Here is an 18344-nt window from a genome sequence, read left to right as displayed (position 1 = left end):
GTCCTCTCCGGCAGATGATTATCTTTAAAGGGCAATCCACCCTATCTCCGCAAGCATGGCACGTTACCCCGACCTGAAAACCAGATTGGCCGTAGCGCCCTTCCTGGGGCTGCTGTTCAGGCACGTGGGGGAGCCGGCGCCCCTGATTGAGCTATTGCGCAACCCCGATTACTACGCGGACCTGGCTGTCTGCATGGTATCCATCTGGGCGCTCTGGGAGTACAACCGTTGGATCATTGAACGGCTGGACCAACGCTACTCCTGGCTCACGGCACCTTTTGAGCGCCTGTTGCAGCAAGCCTTTCTGGGCATCGGGGTTACGCTGCTGCTGGTTACGCTCATCTCCTTCGTTTACAACGAGTTCATCATGGCCGCGCAGCGCGCCGATGTGTTCAGTGTCACGGTGGTGTTCGTGACCGATGTGCCGGTGGCTTTCCTGATGTTTACGGGGCTTCACTTGCTGTATGCCCTGCTGCGGGTGCAGCAAGAGTACGAAACCAAACTCCAGAACCTGAAACAGGAACGGGCGCCGCTCATCCCGGAACCAAAACCCGAGGTGCCCACCCGCAACATCATGGCCCAGCAGGGTAAATCCCAGGTGCCCGTGCCCCTCACCGAGGTCGCTTATTTCTACAAAGCCAAAGAACTCACCTTCCTGCGCACCTTTCATGGGAAAGATTACCTGGTAGACGAGACGCTGGAGCATTTTGAGAACACCCTCCCCCCGGATGTTTTCTTCCGGCTGAACCGACAGGTGCTGGCCCAGATGAGCGCCGTGCGGCGGTTCTCCTCAGACGGCACCGGCCGCCTGCTCATTTCCCTGGAACCCGCCTTCAAAGAGGAAGTCTTCGTGAGCCGAAGAAGGACCCCGGAGTTCAACGCTTGGATGCGGGAGTACGCCCTGTAAACTGCCTGTCTCTGTTTTGAAGCCATTTCCATGAAAACAGCCCCAAAACAGAGACAGGCAGTTTAAAGTACTGACTTGGTCACTGGTTCATCTGCAACTGTTCCCGCTTCTCCATATTTTTTAGGATCTCCTGTTTCTCCAGCAAGGCGGGCCGAAGCTTCTTTTCTGACAGCAGTTGCAGTTGGTCGCCGCGGTGTTTGCTGCCGGGTTGGGTGGCGTTGCCGTAGCTGAGCAGCACCTGGGCTCTCACCTTGTCCCCGAACTCGGTGATGGCTACGTAGGAATCCCCGTGGAAGGCGTATTCTTTGTTGTCATCGGCGCTGTAGTAGTACATGGTCCGGAAGACGCCGTAGTGGCCGGGCGCGCCGTTGCCGGGCACGTTGTAATCGCCCACCCTGAAGCGGTACACTTCGCCCCAGGCTACATCAAGAGCGCCGTAGCGTTTCTCTACTTCGTTGGCGGTGGTCACCAGCAGGGCCACGGCTTTTTGCGGATCCTTGAGGCCATCCGGCGTGGTGAAGGGTTGGTCGGGGTTCCAGGGCGTGGTGAACATGTCTTCGCGCATTTTGTCAAACCAACGGGCGAACAGGATGGCGCCTTTGCTGTGGGCCTCGGTTTGTCTGTCCCATTTCTGCAACACGGCGGCGGCTCTTTGGGCGACGGGATCAGGGTGTTTTTGCACTGCTATGAGCAAATCATCCAGAAAGCGGTCCGCCGATTCCATGCCGGTGTTCATCTTGTAGGCCACCAGTTCGTCAAAGGAAATGAATGCATCGTCTTTGAGCATGTTCACGGCGCGCTGCGGTCTTAGTTGGGTTTCCAGCGGCGCCATATAGGCGGGGAAATCAGCGGGTTTGAGGGCTACAGGGTAGGTGCTGGTCCAGGGCGCGTCATTGGCGTTCTGCACGAAACCGGTGCCGGGGTTGAGGACTTTGGGCAGGTCTTCGTAGGGATGGTAGGAGTTCCAGATGTACCTGGAGGAGCGTCCGTCTACGGTGCCGTTCCAGAACGCCCAGTCGCCCTCGGGGCGTTTAGGCACGTTGCCGTTGAACAGATACAGGATGTTGCCGGCTTTATCTGCGTAGATGATGTTGAACAGCGGATTCTGCAGCATCCTGATCGCCGCTTCAAACTCCTGCCAGTTTTTGGCCTGCGCCATTTTGTGGTACTGCGTGCCCAGCAGTCCGTTCTCCAGCCCGGCAATGCGCACGGCATAGGCTTTGCCGTTCTTCTCGCCTACCACTGGACCATGCTTAGATGACGCGATAACCATATTTTCCGTTTTCACAGAGCCATCGGCTTGCCGGATCTTCAGCGGCACGGTCCTTTTCTCGAATGCTTGAACTTTGCCGTCCAGCAGGTAACCGCCGTTCTGCAGCGTGAGCTCGTATCGGTCAGAGGCATCGATGGTGTTCACAGTGTGCGTCCAGCCCAGGTGATCGTTGAAGGCGATATTCAGGATAGGCTGCCCCACCAGTGACACCCCATAGGCGTTGAACCCCGGCGCCGACAAGTGCGCCTCAAAGAACACGAAGAAGTCTTCCCAGGGCAGGTGCGGATTGGTCACCAGCATGGCTTTCTTGGACGCCGACCGGGAGGGCGAAATGGCGTAGGCGTTGGAGCCCGGCGTTATCTCGCGCACGGCCGCCCGAATGTCATCGCTGCCCAGGAACTCCAGGCAAATGACGCGGGAACTGTGGGCCAGCACATCAGAGGCCGTAATGGGCAGTACTTGCTTTTTGGCTGGGTCAATGGCTTCCGGGTGCATCTGGGCATAGGCGTTCACCCCACGCACGAAGGCGTCTAAATGCTGCTTGCCCTCGGGTGGCTGTTGGGCATACTGCTTTTTGGCGGTTTCGGGCAGGTTGAACAGGTGCACCTGCTTGTCTGCGTTGAGGTATTTGTCGCCCCAATACTCAGAGGCGCGGCCCCGGGCTTGTCCGTAGAGTTCCAGCAGGAGGTTGGCGTGGTTGTGCATCTGCGCCCACCCGAAGGCGTAGTACATCTCAGCGGTGTTCTGGCTGTACACGTGCGGCACGCCGTATTTGTCCCAGATGATTTCTGAGGGTGCTTTCTGAGCCTGCCCGTTGCCTATGGCTGCGGTCAGCAAGAACGCCAGCAGCGCGAAGGCTTTGAGAGGTGACGTTGAATGCTTCATGAAGCCGGTGGATTGACGTGGTACTTGCCGTGCCTTGGAGGCTAGGTGTTTTAAGCTTACATTTTCCATATCGGGTTTATCATTTTTTGTTTTCAGGGGATGGATTTTGGGTTGGAAGACGAAGGCAGTTTGGCCGTTTGTCTGGGACAATAGTAAGCGGTTTAATAACCAAAAACCGTCCTGAATAAGCGGATGAGACGTATTCTGGGGTGAGTGGTAGGTGATCTTAAGGTGAGTGGCAGCCGGAGCGGGCCTGATGAATTTGGGAAAGCAGTGCCGATTGCTTTTTTGTTTAGGTCCGCGGAGGCGTAATTTGCAGCACCATCGGCCGAGAGGCCTTTTAGAAAAGCATTATGAGCGAAACCATAAAAGTACGGAGAGGCACCGAAGCCGATCTGCCCGGCGTGCACGCCCTGATTGTAGAACTGGCCGTCTACGAGAAAGCCCCCGATGAAGTCACTAATACCGTGGAAGACATGCGCCGAGATGGTTTTGGGGAGCGGCCTATCTTTGAGTTCTTCGTGGCCGAGTCAGCCCAGGAAGGCATTGTGGGCATCGCGCTGTATTACACCGCCTACTCTACCTGGAAAGGCAAGATGCTGTTCCTGGAGGACATTGTGGTGACGGAACGGCTGCGCCGCCAGGGCCTGGGCCGGATGCTGTTCAACGCCGTGGTGCAGACTGCTAAAGAGGAAAACTACAAGCGCATGAAGTGGCAGGTGCTGGACTGGAACGAGCCCGCCATCAACTTCTACCGCAGCATAGGCGCCAACCTAGACGGCGAATGGATCAACTGCAACTTGAGCCACGAGGAACTGCAGCAGTTTTAGGCTTTCTCCTGCCAAAGAAAAAGGCCTTTAAACCGCATTTGTGTTTTGAAGGCCTTTTTGCATAAACGGGCTAAAATAAGGTTAGCTTATATTAACTAACACCTAAGGCTCAGGTTTATTCCCAAGGTTCCTCAAATGAAAAAGCCCTGAAACTAGCATCTGGTTTCAGGGCTTTTTCATAAATATGGGCTAAAAACAATTACTGATCTGGCTGTAGATCAATAGCTGATAACTAATAACCAACAACGAACAACTAATCACTAACTATCCTACCACTTCCAATACGGTTCTGAAGGCGGCATACTGACCGGCATACTTAGCCTGCATTTTGGCCTGCATGTTCTGGTCATGGTCGCGGTGGTACTCCATCAGGTCATCCATGTGGCGGGCGAAGTACTGCACGGCGTAGGTGGTGCCTCCGGTGTCTTCCTCTTCCATCACTTTGGCAATCTGGAACTTTACAAAATAAGTAGTGGCCATCACCTCAGGGATATGCGTTTCCTGCATCCACTGGAGCCACTCGGCGGCCACGGAGTTGTCTATGCTAACGGTCTCGTTGAAAAGAATCATTCCTAAAAATAGTGCTTATCTTGCAATAACAGAAAAAGTGTGCAAAATGTGCCATGAGCCAGAGGCGAATGGCTTCACTAGTTATGAACAAACAAGTAAACGTATTGCTTACCCTATGCCTGTTGCTTTTTGCTGCCGGCACCGGCTTCAGTCAAACAGATTCTACCCTTACTTACCTAAGCGCTGACTTTGATGAGGTTCCGCAGCCCGAGGCTGCTTATTATAGAGTAGTGCGCATTACAGACCCCAAAACTGGCCGTGGGTATCAGAAAGATTTTTTCATCAACGGCGAGAAGTATGAGGAAATCAACTTCAGCAAGGTCGATTCTGTGCGAGATGGGCTCTCTCTGAACTGGCACCGGAATGGACAACTGGAAAAGCGAACCATGTATGTTAAGAATCAGGTGGTAGGAAAATCAGAGGCTTGGTTCGAAAATGGAAAGTTAAGATGGGAGCAACCCCATGTAAATGGGACGTTGGAAGGAGATATGAACGTATTCCATCCTAACGGACAACGGAAGCGGCACGAGGTGTATGCGCAAGGCAAATTAGTGAAAGGCACCTGCTATGATGAAAACGGGCAAGAGGTTCCGTTCTATCCGTTTGAAGTGATGCCGCAATTCCCTGGCGGCGACAAGGAGATGTTCAAGTATTTAGCCCAAAGTTTCAGGAAGGGCATAAAGGCACACCCCAAGAAAGTGAATGGATTGGTTGTCTTTTCATTTGTGGTAAACCAGAATGGTGACGTGGTCCAATTCAGGGTAGTGAAAACTACGCATGAGTTCCTGGGGGAAATCGGGCGGAAAGTGGTGCAAGCCATGCCCAAGTGGTCGCCCGGAATCCAAGACGGAGAGAAAGTGCCCGTGAAATATACAGCTCCAATAAGATCAGAGGCATTTTAAGTTTCGGGCCTGTTTTGAGAAAAACAGGCCCGAAACTTTATTCGGTGTAGTCTAGGTCTTTGTTGAAACTCTCGGGCAGGGTGCTGATGGAGATCAACGCGATGATGATAGTGATGGCGCCCAGGAGCGCCGCGGTAGGCAGCAGCCCGAAATCGTCCTGGAGGCTTTTAAAGGAAAGCGTGAGCGCCACAACCGCCCCGCGCACGAAATTGGGAACGGTGGTAGTAACGGTAGCCCTGATGTTGGTGCCGAACTGCTCTGCCGCGATGGTCACGAACACCGCCCAGTACCCGCTCCCGAAACCCAAAGCCACGCACAGGGCATAGAAGTAGGCTTCGCTGGCGCCCTGGGCCAGCAGGAACAACGCCACAATGCCGGAAAGCAGCAGCAGGAACAGCACCACCACCCTTTTGCGGCTCCGCAGTTTCTGACTCAGCAGGCCACTGGCCAGATCACCCACCGTAAGCCCGAAATAAGAGAACCCGATGCCTTTGGCTGCCGAGATGGGAGCCGTGATGCCCAGAGCCTGGCTGATCTCGGGGGAGAAGGTGATAAGCACGCCAATCACAAACCAGATGGGCACGCCAATAAGGATGCATTTGAGGTATTTGAAGAAGCGGGTACCGCTGGTGAATAGGCTCAGAAAATTGCCCCGGGCCACCTCCTGTTTTTGGGCTTTTTCAAACATTCCGGATTCGTAGACCCCAATCCTCAGGAGCAGCAGCAATAAGCCCAGTCCGCCTCCTACAAAGTAAGCCGTACGCCAATGGAAGTATTCGCCTATGATACCCGCCAAAATAGCCCCAGAAATGCCCACAGAAGCCACAATGGTGGTTCCGTAGCCCCGTTTCTCCTTGGGCAGAACCTCAGAAACCAGCGTGATTCCCGCGCCTAGTTCGCCCGCCAAACCTACCCCGGCAATGAACCTAAGCCAGGCGTAAAGCCCCAGATCCGTCACGAAACCATTGGCGATGTTCGCGGCAGAATACAAGAAGATAGAGCCAAAAAGCACCGAAATGCGGCCTCGCTTGTCGCCCAGTACACCCCAGAAGATTCCACCCAGCAGCATGCCCGTCATTTGCATATTTATTAGATGCACTCCCTCCTCCAGCAAGGCTGCCGGGCTGGTGATGCCTATCTCCTTCAGGCTCGCTATCCTTACTATACTAAAGAGGACAAGGTCATAAATGTCTACAAAGTAGCCCAGGGCTGCCACAATAACGGCGGTATTTAGCAGTTTACTCTTTGTGGCCGGAGAGGTGGTAGGTTGCATAAAGGAGAAACAGGTTTTAAGGGTGAAAGCGGAGTAGGACTTTAGTTATAATTCTGTATTCATGCCCATAAGGGGGTAATTTCTTTATCGGCAGGAGGTTAGGTTTGAACGGGTAATCTTCCGGTTTCATCGGAATAATAACATAGGCCGTATGGTGCTCTAAAAAAAAATTATAATTTTGTTAAAGTTCTGTAACCTTCTTTCTATGGGCACGTACCAACGCGGCATTTTTTGGTTTTTCTTCCTGAGTCTCTTCCTGGGCGTAATGCTTTCTCCTGAGAAGGGAACGTGCGCTACCCCCAATGCCCAAGGCAACTCCCTGCTCTGGAAAGTGAGCGGCAAAGGAATAAAAACCTCCTATCTCTACGGAACCTTCCACTTAGTGCCCAAAGATCAGTTTGTTCTGCCTAGTAAGGTAAAACAAAAAATGATAAAGTCCGAGACCGTGGTCTTTGAAGTAGACCTGGACAGCCCCAAGTTAACCCGCCTCATCTCAAAGTCCATGCGCATGAGCCAGCCGCTGGAGTCTCTGATGACGGTGCAGGAATACAGCCTTCTTACTAGCTTTGTGAAAGACACCCTGGAACGCAGCATGCAACAGTTCCGCTACATAAAGCCCGGGTTCCTGGGTCAGTTGCTTCTTTACCCTAAATTGTTGGGCTACAGCCCTGAGTCTTATGATCTGGCCCTGCTGGATTTGGCCAAAAAGTGGCACAAGAATGTGTATGTGCTGGAAACCCCCGAAGAGCAGGTGGCCCTTTTTGACCAATCTACCCTTGAGGACCAGACCTCGCAGCTACTCAACAACGTGAAGCAGTTTGACAAACAGCGCAAGCTCATGAGGAACATGCTGTCACTTTACCAGCAGGAAGACCTTAACGGGCTTTACAGCCTCATTACCTCGCAGGAAGATGCAGCCAAGTCAAACGACATGCTGCTGGATGAGCGTAACCACAAATGGTTGGCCCCCATGGTAGACATGATGCAAAAAAGCCCCTCTTTTGTAGCCGTAGGCGCCGCCCACTTGGCCGGTGAAGAAGGACTCATTCAGCTGCTGCGTGCCCAGGGCTACAAAGTAGAGCCAGTACTTGACTAATATATTTTAAAGCAGATCTATCTAAACCCGCAGCAAGACCCGCTTCATCTCCTGAGGCGGGTTTTGCATTTCTGACCCCTTTGGAAGAAAACAGGCTTAAAACAGAAAAGGCCCTGGCATGTGCCGGGGCCTTTTACACTATTGGGGTTATTACCCTTACTGGATGGTGATCAAGAAGCTTACCTCGGCGTCTGTCTCACCGGTGTTGATGGTGCTGGTAGCGCTTTTAGAGTTAGGCTGGTGCTTCAGGATCACTTGTAGGTTGCCGGTTGAGGCAGAGGTGGTAATGGCTCTGGTGTGGATGCCTACCGGACGGTTGTTGCTGTCGGTGTCATTATACGCCACAGATAGGTTCAGGCCATTGGAAACCACGTAGAAGAACTGGTGCTCATCGCCTTCTTCCTCCACTTCTTCGGTGATGTCCTCGGCGGGGTTTTTAGACTCATCCATCACTTTCACGGTGACATCATAAGTTTTGTTCGCGGCCAAAGTAGCGCCGGTAACGGTGGGTGCCTGGCCTCCGTCGCCATCCAAATCACGGTAGGTAGCGGTGACAGTAGCACCGCCGCCCTGTGGAACCATGGTCAACTGCAAGGTGGTGATCAGTTCTTCCTCGTTCGTAGGAATTGGATCTTCGTCATTGCTGCAGGAAGTCATGAACACAGAAGCAGTGAACAAAAAGGCTAAGGAAGGTTTCAAAAATAATTTCATGGGGATTTAAAGTCTTTTCAGGTGAAAATTCAGGTTTAAAAGTTCAGCGGGATGCTCACCCGCAGGGTAATGGACCGGCCTATTTCATCGGCGTAGTACCGGAAACGGTTCAGGTAATCGCGGTAGGCGGTGTTCAGGAGGTTGCGGCCAATAAGGCCTACCTCTATCTGATGTTTGCCTAACTGCAGGGTGGTTCCCGCCTCGGCGTTCAGCAGGAAATAGCCGGCAGGTGGCATGGCGTAATCCCGGGCCAGGTAATTGTCTGGGATGTGGCGCTGCCGGGGCACGGCTAGTCCGCTGATTTGAAGAAAGTTTTGCGCAAATACTCCCTGGGCTCCCAATCGTTCTACGGAATAGCGCAGGCTGTTCTCATAGCGGTCTGTTGGAATCCAGATCAGGTACTCATCGGCGGAACGGTTGTAGGCCCGCACCAGGGAGGCCTTGGTGGCGAACAGAAGATGGTCCGTCAACTGGTAAGACGCACTCACATCCATGCCGGTGAAGGTGGCATTGGTTTGCTTCTGCCGGGCCGTCAGGAAAGCGCCTCGGATGGTGAGCGTAGGCACCGTGTCGGGTTCCTGGTAGATGTAGTTGTCTATGTAGTTGTGGTACACACTGATCTCGCCGTTCAGGCGCTTGTTCTGCACGTAAGCCAGCGTAGCCATGAAGTTGTAGGCCCGTTCTACGCCTAGATTCGCATTGCCATACTCGTAGGTACCCGTACCATGGTGAATGCCGTTGCTGTACAACTCACTAGTAGTTGGCGACCGCCAGGCCGTGGAGGCATTCAGGTTCAGATCAAGGTGCGGCCCGAAGTGGTAGATGGCGCCCAACGTACCAGACAGGTTCTGGAACCGGTGCGTAGGCGTGAGCAGCTCATTGTCCAACTCAGACTGGCCGGTTCTCTCCGGAGTGTCTTTGCGGAACAACTTGGCCTGCAGGTAGCGGTAATCGTACCTGAGCCCTGCTTCCACGTGCCATTTGCCTTTCTCCCAGTTCTCAATCCAGAATAGTCCACCGGTGTGGCTCTGGTAAAACGGCACAAAGAAACGTCCCTCGTAGCGGTTGAACTGGTATTGGTACGTGGCCCCGATGCTGCCTTTCAGGTTCCAGATGAGCGGGTGTTCCCAAACGGCTTCGCTGCTGTGGGTGGTGATCTCAAACCGTAAACCAGGGGTGCTTTGGTCGCCGTGGGCGTCATACTCCTCGCGCTGGTTGTATTGCCGCGCGTAGGTGAAGAGCAATCGGCTGGCCGGACCTGTGCGGTAGAAACCGTGCAGGCGCATCAGATCATGGGTCACGTTCTGATACGGCACCCCGATGTCATAGGTGAAAGCAGCTTCCGGCTCCGGGCGTTCCCGTTGCAGGGCGTTCCGGATGTCGGTAAGATTGCCCACGTGCGAGGCCGAGAACACGCCCAGCTTGGTGTCAAATCGGCTGAAAAAGGCATCTACCCCGAACTTCTGGCGGGTCCAACCGGCGGCGGCCGAGAAGTTCTGCTCCTGGTAGCCGGTGTTGGCCAGGTAATAATCTGGGGTTTTGCTGTTTCCGGCTTTTTTGAGCGTCCCTTGCAAGCGCCAGCTTAGCGACGGGATACCCGCCGGGTTGCTTTCCACCATGCCCGACACCACGCCCTGGCGGTTATGGCTCACGCCTACCAGATTCAACTCGGCACTGGTGCCCGCCGAATCCCGCAGAGGTTTAGGCTCTACCAGAATCACGCCGCCAATGGCATCGGCGCCGTAGCGTACGCCGGCGGCGCCTTTCACCACCGTCAGTTCAGAAGCCACAAACGGGTCAATCTCAGGCGCGTGCTCAGAACCCCATTGCTGGGCCTCGTGGCGCACGCCGTTGTTCATGACCAGCACGCGGCTGCTGTGCATGCCGTGGATGACGGGTTTGGCAATGCTGGGCCCGGTCTGGATGCTGGTTACGCCGGTCATCCTTTCCAGCGACTGGGCCAGCGATTGGCCATGGGTCTGCCGCAGTTCCTGTCCGTTTAAGTGGCCCGTGGCCTGCGGAATCTGCTCGCGCTGTTTGGCAATTCGGACCTCCACAGAGTGTAGCTGAAGAGCGTCTGGGTGCAGGCGGAAGTTGATGACCTCCGGGGAGCGAACCGACTTCTCCAGCCGTTCTGGGTTGTAGCCAATGTAAGACACCACCAACCGGTAGGTACCGGGGCAAAGGTCATGGAAATGGTAATGGCCGTTGGCATCGGTGATGCTGGTGTGGGGGGTGCCTTCCAAAACCACGGTGGCACCAATCAAGGGGCTGCGGTCTTCATGGTCGGTGACTTTGCCGGAAAGCGTGATGCCGCAGTCTGCATCGGCAGGAGCATCTGTTCCGGTAAGGATCGGACCATTCTGTGCCAGGACACGGGCAGAAGCCAGGCCAATACACAGTAGTAGCAGCACCAAATAGTTTACGTATTTGCGCAACTCAGTAAGAAAAAAGAAATGGGAAAAGGAGGAGCGTCCTCCAAACCGCCTTCAAGGGTTGGGTTTAGGGCCTGTTTTTACAAAAACAGGCCCTAAACGGCGAAGCAAGGGAGTACCTGCCCAGTCTTGAAGGAAAAGAATTAACTGAGTTGGGCTACAGGGGGGCCGCGCGGAGAGGCGGTATGCGGATAGCTGAACTTCCAGATGAAAGCGTAGCCATCCTGGTAACTATCTACCAAAGGAATGGGAGCCGTAAGCTCCACTATGGTCTCTGAGGGTTGAAAAGGGGTGTTGAACAACTCGGCCGTAGGACAGTGCGTGTGCTTCTTGTCAATGTGGGGCCGGTTTTCATCGTGCGGTTTGTCTTCTGAGTGCGCGTGGGCGTGCAAGGCCACCAGTACCTTTTCAGGTACCATCACCCGCATGAACAGCAGGAGCAAGAGGTAAGCACTTATATTCCTTAGACTTCGCACAACTAGAAGGTTATCCGCAAATATAGCACCAGCATTCATATTTCAGAGTGAAACTGCCGGGTATTGGTGTAATACGAAGGTCAAGCCCAAAAAGAACAGGTACCTCCCTGCAGGAAGGCGTTTTTATTTTAGGGCCGTTTTTCAAAAATCGGCCCTAAAACAGGAAGAGCCGTTTACAGGAAGAGGGATTGCCCTACGATCTGCAACCTACCGGCAACGTGCAAGATGAATTTGGGCGAGCCACTTCACCTGAAATCCTGCCATCCTGTCATTTTGAATGGTACTGGAACAGCTTTTGCCAAGACACTTTCACAAAACTGCAACACACATCATTATTTACATAGATAAGGAAATGGAAGAAAAAGGCACGATTTCGATTCACACCGAGAACATTTTCCCCATCATCAAGAAGTTCTTGTACTCAGACCACGAGATTTTCCTGCGTGAGTTGGTGTCCAACGCCGTGGATGCGAGCCAGAAAGCCAAAAGCCTCTCCAGCATTGGCGAGCTGAAAGGTGACTTGGGCGAGCTGAAGGTGACCGTGAAGGTAGACAAAGAGAAAAAGCAGATCATCATCTCCGATAACGGGATAGGGATGACCGCTGAGGAGATCAAGAAGTACATCAACCAGATCGCTTTCTCTGGCGCCACCGAGTTTGTGGAGCGCTACAAAGACTCCAATGCTGACAAAAGCCAGATCATTGGGCAGTTCGGGTTAGGGTTCTACTCGGCGTTTATGGTGGCCGGCACCGTGGAAATTGACACCTTGTCACACCAGGAAGGCGCTGAGGCTGCTCACTGGATATGCGACGGTTCCACGGAGTTCTCTATCACCAACGGCAACCGCACTGAGCGCGGAACGGATGTGATCTTGAACATCGCCGAAGATTCTGAGGAGTTCCTGGAAGAAGCCCGCATTCAGACCATCCTGAACAAATACTGCAAGTTCCTGCCTATTCCGGTAGAGTTCAACGGCGAGACCATCAACAACCCGAACCCGATCTGGACCAAATCGCCTTCTGAACTGACCGACGAGGACTACAAGAACTTCTACAAAGAACTGTATCCGTTCTCTGAGGACCCGCTGTTCTGGATTCACCTCAACGTGGATTATCCGTTTAACCTGACCGGTATTCTTTACTTCCCTAAAGTGAAGAATGAGTTCGATTTCCAGAAAAACAAAATCCAGCTCTACAGCCGCCAGGTGTTCATCACCGACGAGGTGAAAGACGTAGTGCCTGAATTCCTGATGCTGCTGCACGGCGTGATTGACTCCCCGGACATTCCGTTGAACGTGAGCCGCTCGTTCCTGCAGGCCGATGCGAACGTGAAGAAAATCAACACCTACATCACCCGTAAGGTGGCCGATAAACTGAACGAGATTTACAAGAAAGACCGCACCGCCTACGAAGAGAAGTGGAACGACATTGCCGTGTTCGTGAAGTACGGCATGCTGTCAGACGACAAGTTCTACGAGAAAGCCAAAGACTTCACCCTGCTGCAAAGCACCGACGAGAAATTCTACACCCTGGAAGAGTACCGCAACCTGGTGCAAGCCAACCAAACCGACAAAGACGGTAACCTGGTGATCTTGTACACCACCGATGCCGAGAAGCAGCACGCCTTCATTGAAACGGCCCAGAGCCGCAACTACGATGTGGTGAAGCTGGACTCTATGATTGACCCGCACTTCATTGGCCAGTTAGAGCAGAAACTGGAGAAAACGACCCTGAAACGCGTGGACGCCGACACCATTGATAAGCTTATCCAGACCGATGCCAAGCCGGAGAGCATTCTGTCTGAAGACGAAACCAAGCGTTTAAAGGAGCTTTTCGAGAAAGCGATCTCTAACCAGAACATGACGGTAACGGTAGAAGCCCTGAGCACCGATGACTCCCCTGTAATTATCACGCTACCTGAGTTCATGCGCCGCATGAAAGACATGAACCGCATGGGCGGCGGTGGCATGATGATGATGGGCAACCTGCCAGACATGTACAACGTGACCATCAACGCCAATCACCCGATCAACCACCGCATCCTCAAGCACAACGACGAGCGCGGCGAGAAGATAGCCAAGCAGGCCTACGACCTGGCGCTCTTGTCACAGAACATGCTTTCCGGTGCAGCCTTGACCGCCTTTGTAAAGCGGAGCGTGGAATTGATTGACAAAGAATAGTCTGCTGTTTTAAAGCGGTTTTTACCAAAAGAGCCCGGAAACGTAAGTTTCCGGGCTCTTTGCTTTTAGGCTCCTTCCTACCTCTGCTGTCATTCTAAAAGGATTTTGTAGGCGAACTGGAGTAGCAGCTATTAAATGTTTTCTAGTTCGCCCACAAGATCCTTTCAGGATGACAGGAAGAAGGGAAATGGCTGAATCTGACATTCCAGGTGGCGCAATTCAATACACCTCCGTGGTATGTCTTTTACAAATGTGCCGTCAGTTTTTGCTCCAGCACCTTCTTGGGAACCGCGCCCACTTGCTTTTCTACCACTTGCCCGTTTTTGATGACCAGCACGGTGGGCATGCTTCTGATGCCGTATTTAGCAGAGATGATCGGGTTATTATCTACATCCAGCTTACCGATGATGGCTTTGCCTTCGTATTCCTGCGCCAACTCCTCTACCAACGGACCAATCATCCGGCAAGGGCCGCACCACTCGGCCCAGAAATCTACCAACACGGGTTTGTCTGATTGAAGAAACTCCTCAAAGGTGGTGTCTGAGAAATGAACTGCTTTTGTCATTTTGCTTTCGTTTAAGTACAGGGCAAAAGTAGCAGCAGCGGCGCAGGCGGGATTGTATCAGAACGACATTCTGTGGTTAGATGCGGAGGCCCGGGGCTTGTGGGTCATCAGCGAAAAAGGTGCGGGGCGTCTCGCCCGATAGTTCCTTAAAGTCGCGATTGAAGTGGGCCTGGTCATAGTAGCCGCTGGAGAGGGCCAGTTGGGTGAAGCTTTGCTCCGGCGCTTGCTGGTACTGTTGCAGGGCGTACCGGAACCGCTGAATCTTGGCATACTCGCGCGGACTGAAGCCCAGCAGGTTTTTGAAACGCCGCTCAAACTGCCGCCGCGAAGTGTGCATCTGTTCGTAGAGTTTTTCCACATCGGGTTGCTGACCGGCGTCAATCTCTGCTTTGATCAACTGCCGGAGCGGGGCATCTGGGGTTTTGTCTTGCAGTAGTTGCTCTGTAAGGAAGTGTACCAGCAGCGCCAGGCGTTCATCGGTGGAAGCTGAGTTGGTGATCTTGTCTTCCAGTTGCCTCAAACTGCTGCCGAATACCTCCTGTACTGGCCTCACCTGGTCTCTGACTTCCTGCCCCGGAGTTTTGAACAGCAGACTAGCCGTGTATGGGTACAAAGCCGCCCCCAATATCCCGAAACTCCCCTCTGTCACCAATTTAGTAGGCTTGCTGGAGGGTCCCTGCAAATAGAACTCAGGCACAGCTTGGTCGGTGTCCGGCGCTACGAATGACCCTCGGTAATGGAACGTGAGCTGCGCGCAGCCATTGGCCACCGAACTGAAGTGATATGGCGCGGAGATGTCCTGCCCCTCGGCAATCCAGAAATAGCGCACGTACTCCGCCAGGTGCGGTGGCGGTGGAATCTGCCGATAGGAGGTGGTATGCGCCATAGAAGAGAAAGACTTTCGCTTGTCAACAGAACCTCGCACAGAGGAATTCTGCTCCGCTAAAGTAAAGAATCCAGACCATTTTACCTGCTACGCCACCACAGAGGCAAGTTGGGGCGCCCGCTCTGTTTTCCTCCTGTTCCGCCATAGATACACCAGCAATACCAAGAGAATCAACCCGGAATTAACAGCCACCAACGTTGGAACAAAGGGTGACACAAAGCCCAGCGTCATCAGCCACATATTTGCCATAGCCTGCGCCACCAGCACCTTCTCCAGCTTTCTTAGGATGGCCGAGGTGAGTAAGATGGCCCCCGCCAGCCCGAAGGTCAGTAATCCGGCAAAGTTGGTGAGGTTGTATTGAAAAGGCGCCAGTGCCATGGTCAACAAAGCGGCGCCCAAAATAATCCAGGGCAGGCGCCCGTGTCGGAGCGTTTCAATTTTTGACGGAGTTGCCGCGGCTGTCGCCTCTACTGAAAACAGAAACAGGAACCGCTGGTACTCATAAAACAACAGCAAGAGGTTGAGGAGCAGGAAAACAGCGTTCACGTAAGGCGTACCAGTCCAGTTCTGAGAAATAGTGACAGCCAAAATGGAAATGTTCATGGGCACCAGCATCACAGCACCCAGCGTGCTGAACCGCTGGCTCAGCAGCAAAGCCCCGCATACCACCTGGCAGCACGCTACCACCTGCGCAAACAAACCCAGGCCATACTTCGCCAGGGATTCCTCCAGCCACGGCGGCCCAATCAACTGCCCGAAATGCCCGTGCGTGAGTTTGCAGATGCCCGCTGAGAAAAAAACGTAGCCCAGAAACAGGCGGATGAGCAGCACCAAAAAGTCTTTGTTCTTGAGCATAGCTTTATAGTTTGATTTACGTTTAGGGGCTGTTTTCCGGAAAACGGCCCCTAAACGACTACAAGTAAAGAAGCCGGTAAGAACTAAGGAAATCTTTTAGACTAACCGCCTCAACACCTAGACCAACCCGGGTTTTCACTTCCCCCGGGTTGGGCGTTTATGGGCCGTTTTTAACAAAAGAGGTTAAAAACGCAGGTTCTTGGCCTCAGGCAAAGGTTAAGTCAAGGATAGGGCGCTTAGGCGCCTATTTTCACCGAGGTCATGGTCAGGGAACCGCCCACCATTTTGTCGTTGAAGAAAGTGGCCTCCTCCTCTTTGCCCTGCAAGCCCAGCGTGTACATCAGCGGCAGGTAATGTTCTACCGTCGGGATGGCCAGCAGCGCCTCTTTGCCCAGGGTCTGGTAGTTGATGAGCGGCTGGTGGTCACGGGTAGAGATAAGATCCTTGAACTTCTCGTTGATGGTCTGGGTCCAGTCATAACCGCCGCCGTTGATCATGCTCCAGTCCATCATGCGCAGGTTGTGCACCATGTTGCCGCTGCCCACAATGAGCACGCCTTTCTTGCGCAATTTGGTCAGTTCCTTGGCCAGGTCATAGTGGTACTGGGGGCCTTTGGTGTAGTCAATGCTGAGCTGCAGAACGGGCACGTTGGCCTCGGGGTACATGTGCCGGATGATGGTCCAGGTACCGTGGTCCAGGCCCCAGTCGTGGTCCAGTTCCACCTGCGTGGTGGTGATGAGCGCAGCGGTTTCCTTGGCCAGGGCTGCATCGCCGGGCGATGGGTACTGCACTGCGAACAGTTCTCTGGGAAAGCCCCCGAAATCATGGATGGTCTGCGGAAAGTCCATAGCCGTGATCTTGGTGCCCTTAGTAAACCAGTGTGCCGATACCACCAGCACCGCTTTGGGCACCGGAATTTCCTGCGCCATCTTCTTCCAACGCTGGCTGAACTCGTTGTCCTCGATGCCATTCATGGGTGAACCGTGCCCAATAAAGAGCACCGGCATGGTATAGTCCTGAGGCGTTAAATCCTCGGTAAATTTTCTGAAAGCACTTAAAGTTGTCATGGCTATTGCTCCTCCTGCAACTGATTTTATAAAGCTTCTTCTTTCCACGGATGTTGCTTTTAAGCGTGAAAAAGGGTTTGAGCCAGAGGATGGAGCCATCTGTAAAACAGTGTCTCTCCTGCCTCAGGTTCACTATACAAAGATCAGGAGGCCAGGGCATGAAAAGAATAAGGTAGCTTAAGAAATCGCCTGGTGGTAGAGGTCCAACCCTTCGGATTTGATGGAGCTGAAGAACTCAGGCGTGATGCCCAGGTACGAGGCGATGTGGTACTGCGGAATGCGCTGGCTGAGGGTGGGGAACTTGAGCAGGAAATCGCGGTAGTTCTCGGCGGCGGTTTGGGTCATGCCATTTAGCATCCGTTTCTTGAACGCGAAGTAGCCGTTTTGGAGCAGTTTTCTATAAAACAGGTTGAAAACGGGGTGCTGTTCCGTGAGCTGCTCAAAAGCATTGTTGTTGATCTGCACGTACCGGGTAGGCTCCAGCGCCTGGATGGACAGAAGGGCCGGCTTGTTGAACGCGATGTCGCTAATCCAGTACCGCTCCACGGCAAACTCCAGGTTCACTTCCTTGCCTGCCTGGTCAATAATGAAAGAGCGAAGGCAGCCGCTCAGCACGAAATAGATGTAATGGTTCTGCTCACCGGTGCGCAGCAGGAATTCCTTTTTCTTCGCCTCGCCCAGCTCACAGATGGCCATGAACGCCGCTTCCTGTTCCGGGAAAAGGGAAACATGTTGGGCAAGGGCGGCGGCAAGGAGGTCCTGGGGCAAAATCAAATAGAAATAACAGTTGGGCCAGGATTCAAAGGATGAGCTAAAACCTCTTCAATAGCGGCAACCATCGTGCTCAACGTCATATAAGTATTGTCTGGGGCGGCCAATACAAGGACTGGAAGGGCGTACTTTTTGAAGTTCTGCTGAAACTGAAGGTTTCTATCAAAAGTAAGCAGGGCATCGAAGTTTTCTGAAATGAGTAAATGCATCAGTTCGCCATTCATCTTCCCATTCCAACCTTTGTCACGAACGGTGTAGATTTCATGTTCTGCAAAGTGGGTTTTGAGGCGCTTAGGTAAGTTTTCATCAAGCAGCAGTTTCATATAGCTGCTCAATATTTTTTGACGTTACCAGTTTTTCCGCAATTCCTAAAACCCCCACAGCATGTTCTCTGTGTACCGTAGGGAAATCCTCTAGAAACTCATTCAGCGATATTCCCTTTTCCAGGTGAGAGAACAGGGTCTCAATAGGAACCCTGGTTCCTTTGAAAACAGGTTGTCCTGATAGAATATCTTGGTCAATGGTGATAAAGTCTTTGATGGCTGCCATATCCAAATATACGCATAATGCGAAAAAGAGGCATTGACTACCACTACCTACAAAATCAATCCCTTGTCTTTTAAACTCCTGCTGCAGCTTCCACAGGATTCATATAAGCAATGG

General features: G+C 53.1%; 19 protein-coding genes. 6 read left to right on the top strand and 13 right to left on the bottom strand.

Annotated features, from left to right (window positions below):
* Positions 1-55 precede the first annotated feature (55 nt).
* Positions 56-907: a LytR/AlgR family response regulator transcription factor gene (locus J3P35_RS01595; RefSeq protein WP_210462414.1), complete on the top strand. Its 852-nt coding sequence runs from the start codon at positions 56-58 to the stop codon at positions 905-907.
* Between the two features lie 79 nt (positions 908-986).
* On the opposite strand, the gene J3P35_RS01590 is transcribed toward J3P35_RS01595, so the two are convergent.
* A complete protein-coding gene (locus J3P35_RS01590) occupies positions 987-3065 on the bottom strand; it encodes an acylase (protein ID WP_210462412.1) in 2079 nt (692 codons plus the stop codon).
* 353 nt (positions 3066-3418) lie between these two features.
* On the opposite strand from J3P35_RS01590, the gene J3P35_RS01585 reads away from it, so the two are divergent.
* Positions 3419-3895, top strand: coding sequence for a GNAT family N-acetyltransferase (locus tag J3P35_RS01585; protein WP_210462410.1), 477 nt, complete (start codon positions 3419-3421; stop codon positions 3893-3895).
* Between the two features lie 264 nt (positions 3896-4159).
* Here the strand turns inward: J3P35_RS01585 and J3P35_RS01580 are convergent, their stop codons facing one another.
* Positions 4160-4465, bottom strand: coding sequence for a DUF4286 family protein (locus J3P35_RS01580; RefSeq protein ID WP_210462408.1), 306 nt, complete (start codon positions 4463-4465; stop codon positions 4160-4162).
* A 68-nt stretch (positions 4466-4533) separates the two neighbouring features.
* On the opposite strand from J3P35_RS01580, the gene J3P35_RS01575 reads away from it, so the two are divergent.
* Complete coding sequence (locus tag J3P35_RS01575) at positions 4534-5367, top strand: energy transducer TonB (protein WP_210462407.1); 834 nt, start codon at positions 4534-4536, stop codon at positions 5365-5367.
* A 37-nt stretch (positions 5368-5404) separates the two neighbouring features.
* Here J3P35_RS01575 and J3P35_RS01570 read toward each other — a convergent pair whose 3' ends face one another.
* On the bottom strand, positions 5405-6640 hold the full coding sequence (locus J3P35_RS01570) for an MFS transporter (RefSeq protein ID WP_210462405.1): 1236 nt from the start codon (positions 6638-6640) through the stop codon (positions 5405-5407).
* Between the two features lie 205 nt (positions 6641-6845).
* Here J3P35_RS01570 and J3P35_RS01565 point away from each other — a divergent pair, with 205 nt between their 5' ends.
* Positions 6846-7736, top strand: coding sequence for a TraB/GumN family protein (locus J3P35_RS01565; protein ID WP_210462403.1), 891 nt, complete (start codon positions 6846-6848; stop codon positions 7734-7736).
* Positions 7737-7892: 156 nt separating this feature from the next.
* On the opposite strand, the gene J3P35_RS01560 is transcribed toward J3P35_RS01565, so the two are convergent.
* The 3 genes from J3P35_RS01560 to J3P35_RS01550 all read right to left on the bottom strand — a co-directional run bounded on the left by J3P35_RS01560 (position 7893) and on the right by J3P35_RS01550 (position 11358).
* The gene (locus J3P35_RS01560; RefSeq protein ID WP_210462400.1) at positions 7893-8447 is read right to left on the bottom strand and encodes a hypothetical protein; all 555 of its coding nucleotides are present in this window, start codon (positions 8445-8447) and stop codon (positions 7893-7895) included.
* Positions 8448-8482: 35 nt separating this feature from the next.
* Positions 8483-10861 carry a TonB-dependent receptor gene (locus tag J3P35_RS01555; RefSeq protein WP_210462398.1) on the bottom strand — a complete coding sequence of 793 codons (2379 nt, stop codon included), beginning with the start codon at positions 10859-10861 and terminating at the stop codon, positions 8483-8485.
* Positions 10862-11025: 164 nt separating this feature from the next.
* Positions 11026-11358 (bottom strand): hypothetical protein, encoded by a 333-nt coding sequence (locus J3P35_RS01550; protein WP_210462396.1) that lies wholly within the window; start codon positions 11356-11358, stop codon positions 11026-11028.
* Positions 11359-11710: 352 nt separating this feature from the next.
* On the opposite strand from J3P35_RS01550, the gene htpG reads away from it, so the two are divergent.
* Entirely contained in the window at positions 11711-13537 is a 1827-nt protein-coding gene (gene htpG, locus J3P35_RS01545) for a molecular chaperone HtpG (protein WP_210462394.1), read from the top strand.
* 244 nt (positions 13538-13781) lie between these two features.
* Here the strand turns inward: htpG and trxA are convergent, their stop codons facing one another.
* The 4 genes from trxA to ygiD all read right to left on the bottom strand — a co-directional run bounded on the left by trxA (position 13782) and on the right by ygiD (position 16910).
* Positions 13782-14102 carry a thioredoxin gene (gene trxA, locus J3P35_RS01540; RefSeq protein ID WP_149090146.1) on the bottom strand — a complete coding sequence of 107 codons (321 nt, stop codon included), beginning with the start codon at positions 14100-14102 and terminating at the stop codon, positions 13782-13784.
* A gap of 76 nt (positions 14103-14178) precedes the next feature.
* Positions 14179-14988, bottom strand: a complete 810-nt coding sequence (locus J3P35_RS01535) for an AraC family transcriptional regulator (protein WP_210462392.1) — start codon at positions 14986-14988, stop codon at positions 14179-14181.
* Positions 14989-15075: 87 nt separating this feature from the next.
* Positions 15076-15843 (bottom strand): DoxX family protein, encoded by a 768-nt coding sequence (locus J3P35_RS01530; RefSeq protein WP_210462390.1) that lies wholly within the window; start codon positions 15841-15843, stop codon positions 15076-15078.
* 236 nt (positions 15844-16079) lie between these two features.
* A complete protein-coding gene (gene ygiD / locus J3P35_RS01525) occupies positions 16080-16910 on the bottom strand; it encodes a 4,5-DOPA-extradiol-dioxygenase (protein WP_210462389.1) in 831 nt (276 codons plus the stop codon).
* Here ygiD and J3P35_RS01520 point away from each other — a divergent pair.
* Positions 16909-17091 (top strand): hypothetical protein, encoded by a 183-nt coding sequence (locus tag J3P35_RS01520; protein WP_210462387.1) that lies wholly within the window; start codon positions 16909-16911, stop codon positions 17089-17091. The genes ygiD and J3P35_RS01520 overlap by 2 nt on opposite strands.
* Here J3P35_RS01520 and J3P35_RS01515 read toward each other — a convergent pair.
* Genes J3P35_RS01515 through J3P35_RS01505 form a run of 3 tightly spaced genes read right to left on the bottom strand, consistent with a single transcriptional unit; the run spans position 17088 to position 18230 of the window.
* Positions 17088-17678, bottom strand: coding sequence for a Crp/Fnr family transcriptional regulator (locus J3P35_RS01515; RefSeq protein ID WP_210462384.1), 591 nt, complete (start codon positions 17676-17678; stop codon positions 17088-17090). The two genes, J3P35_RS01520 and J3P35_RS01515, sit on opposite strands and share 4 nt — an antisense overlap.
* Positions 17679-17680: 2 nt before the next feature.
* Positions 17681-18004 (bottom strand): DUF5615 family PIN-like protein, encoded by a 324-nt coding sequence (locus tag J3P35_RS01510; protein WP_210462382.1) that lies wholly within the window; start codon positions 18002-18004, stop codon positions 17681-17683.
* Positions 17988-18230, bottom strand: a complete 243-nt coding sequence (locus tag J3P35_RS01505) for a DUF433 domain-containing protein (protein WP_210462380.1) — start codon at positions 18228-18230, stop codon at positions 17988-17990. The genes J3P35_RS01510 and J3P35_RS01505 overlap by 17 nt, the downstream gene beginning before the upstream one ends.
* Positions 18231-18344 lie beyond the last annotated feature (114 nt).

Source organism: Rufibacter roseolus, from assembly GCF_017916365.1.
Taxonomy (GTDB): Bacteria; Bacteroidota; Bacteroidia; order Cytophagales; family Hymenobacteraceae; genus Nibribacter; species Nibribacter roseolus.
The sequence above is the reverse complement of the archived record's forward strand: the minus strand, read 5'-3'. Positions and strand labels throughout refer to the sequence as shown.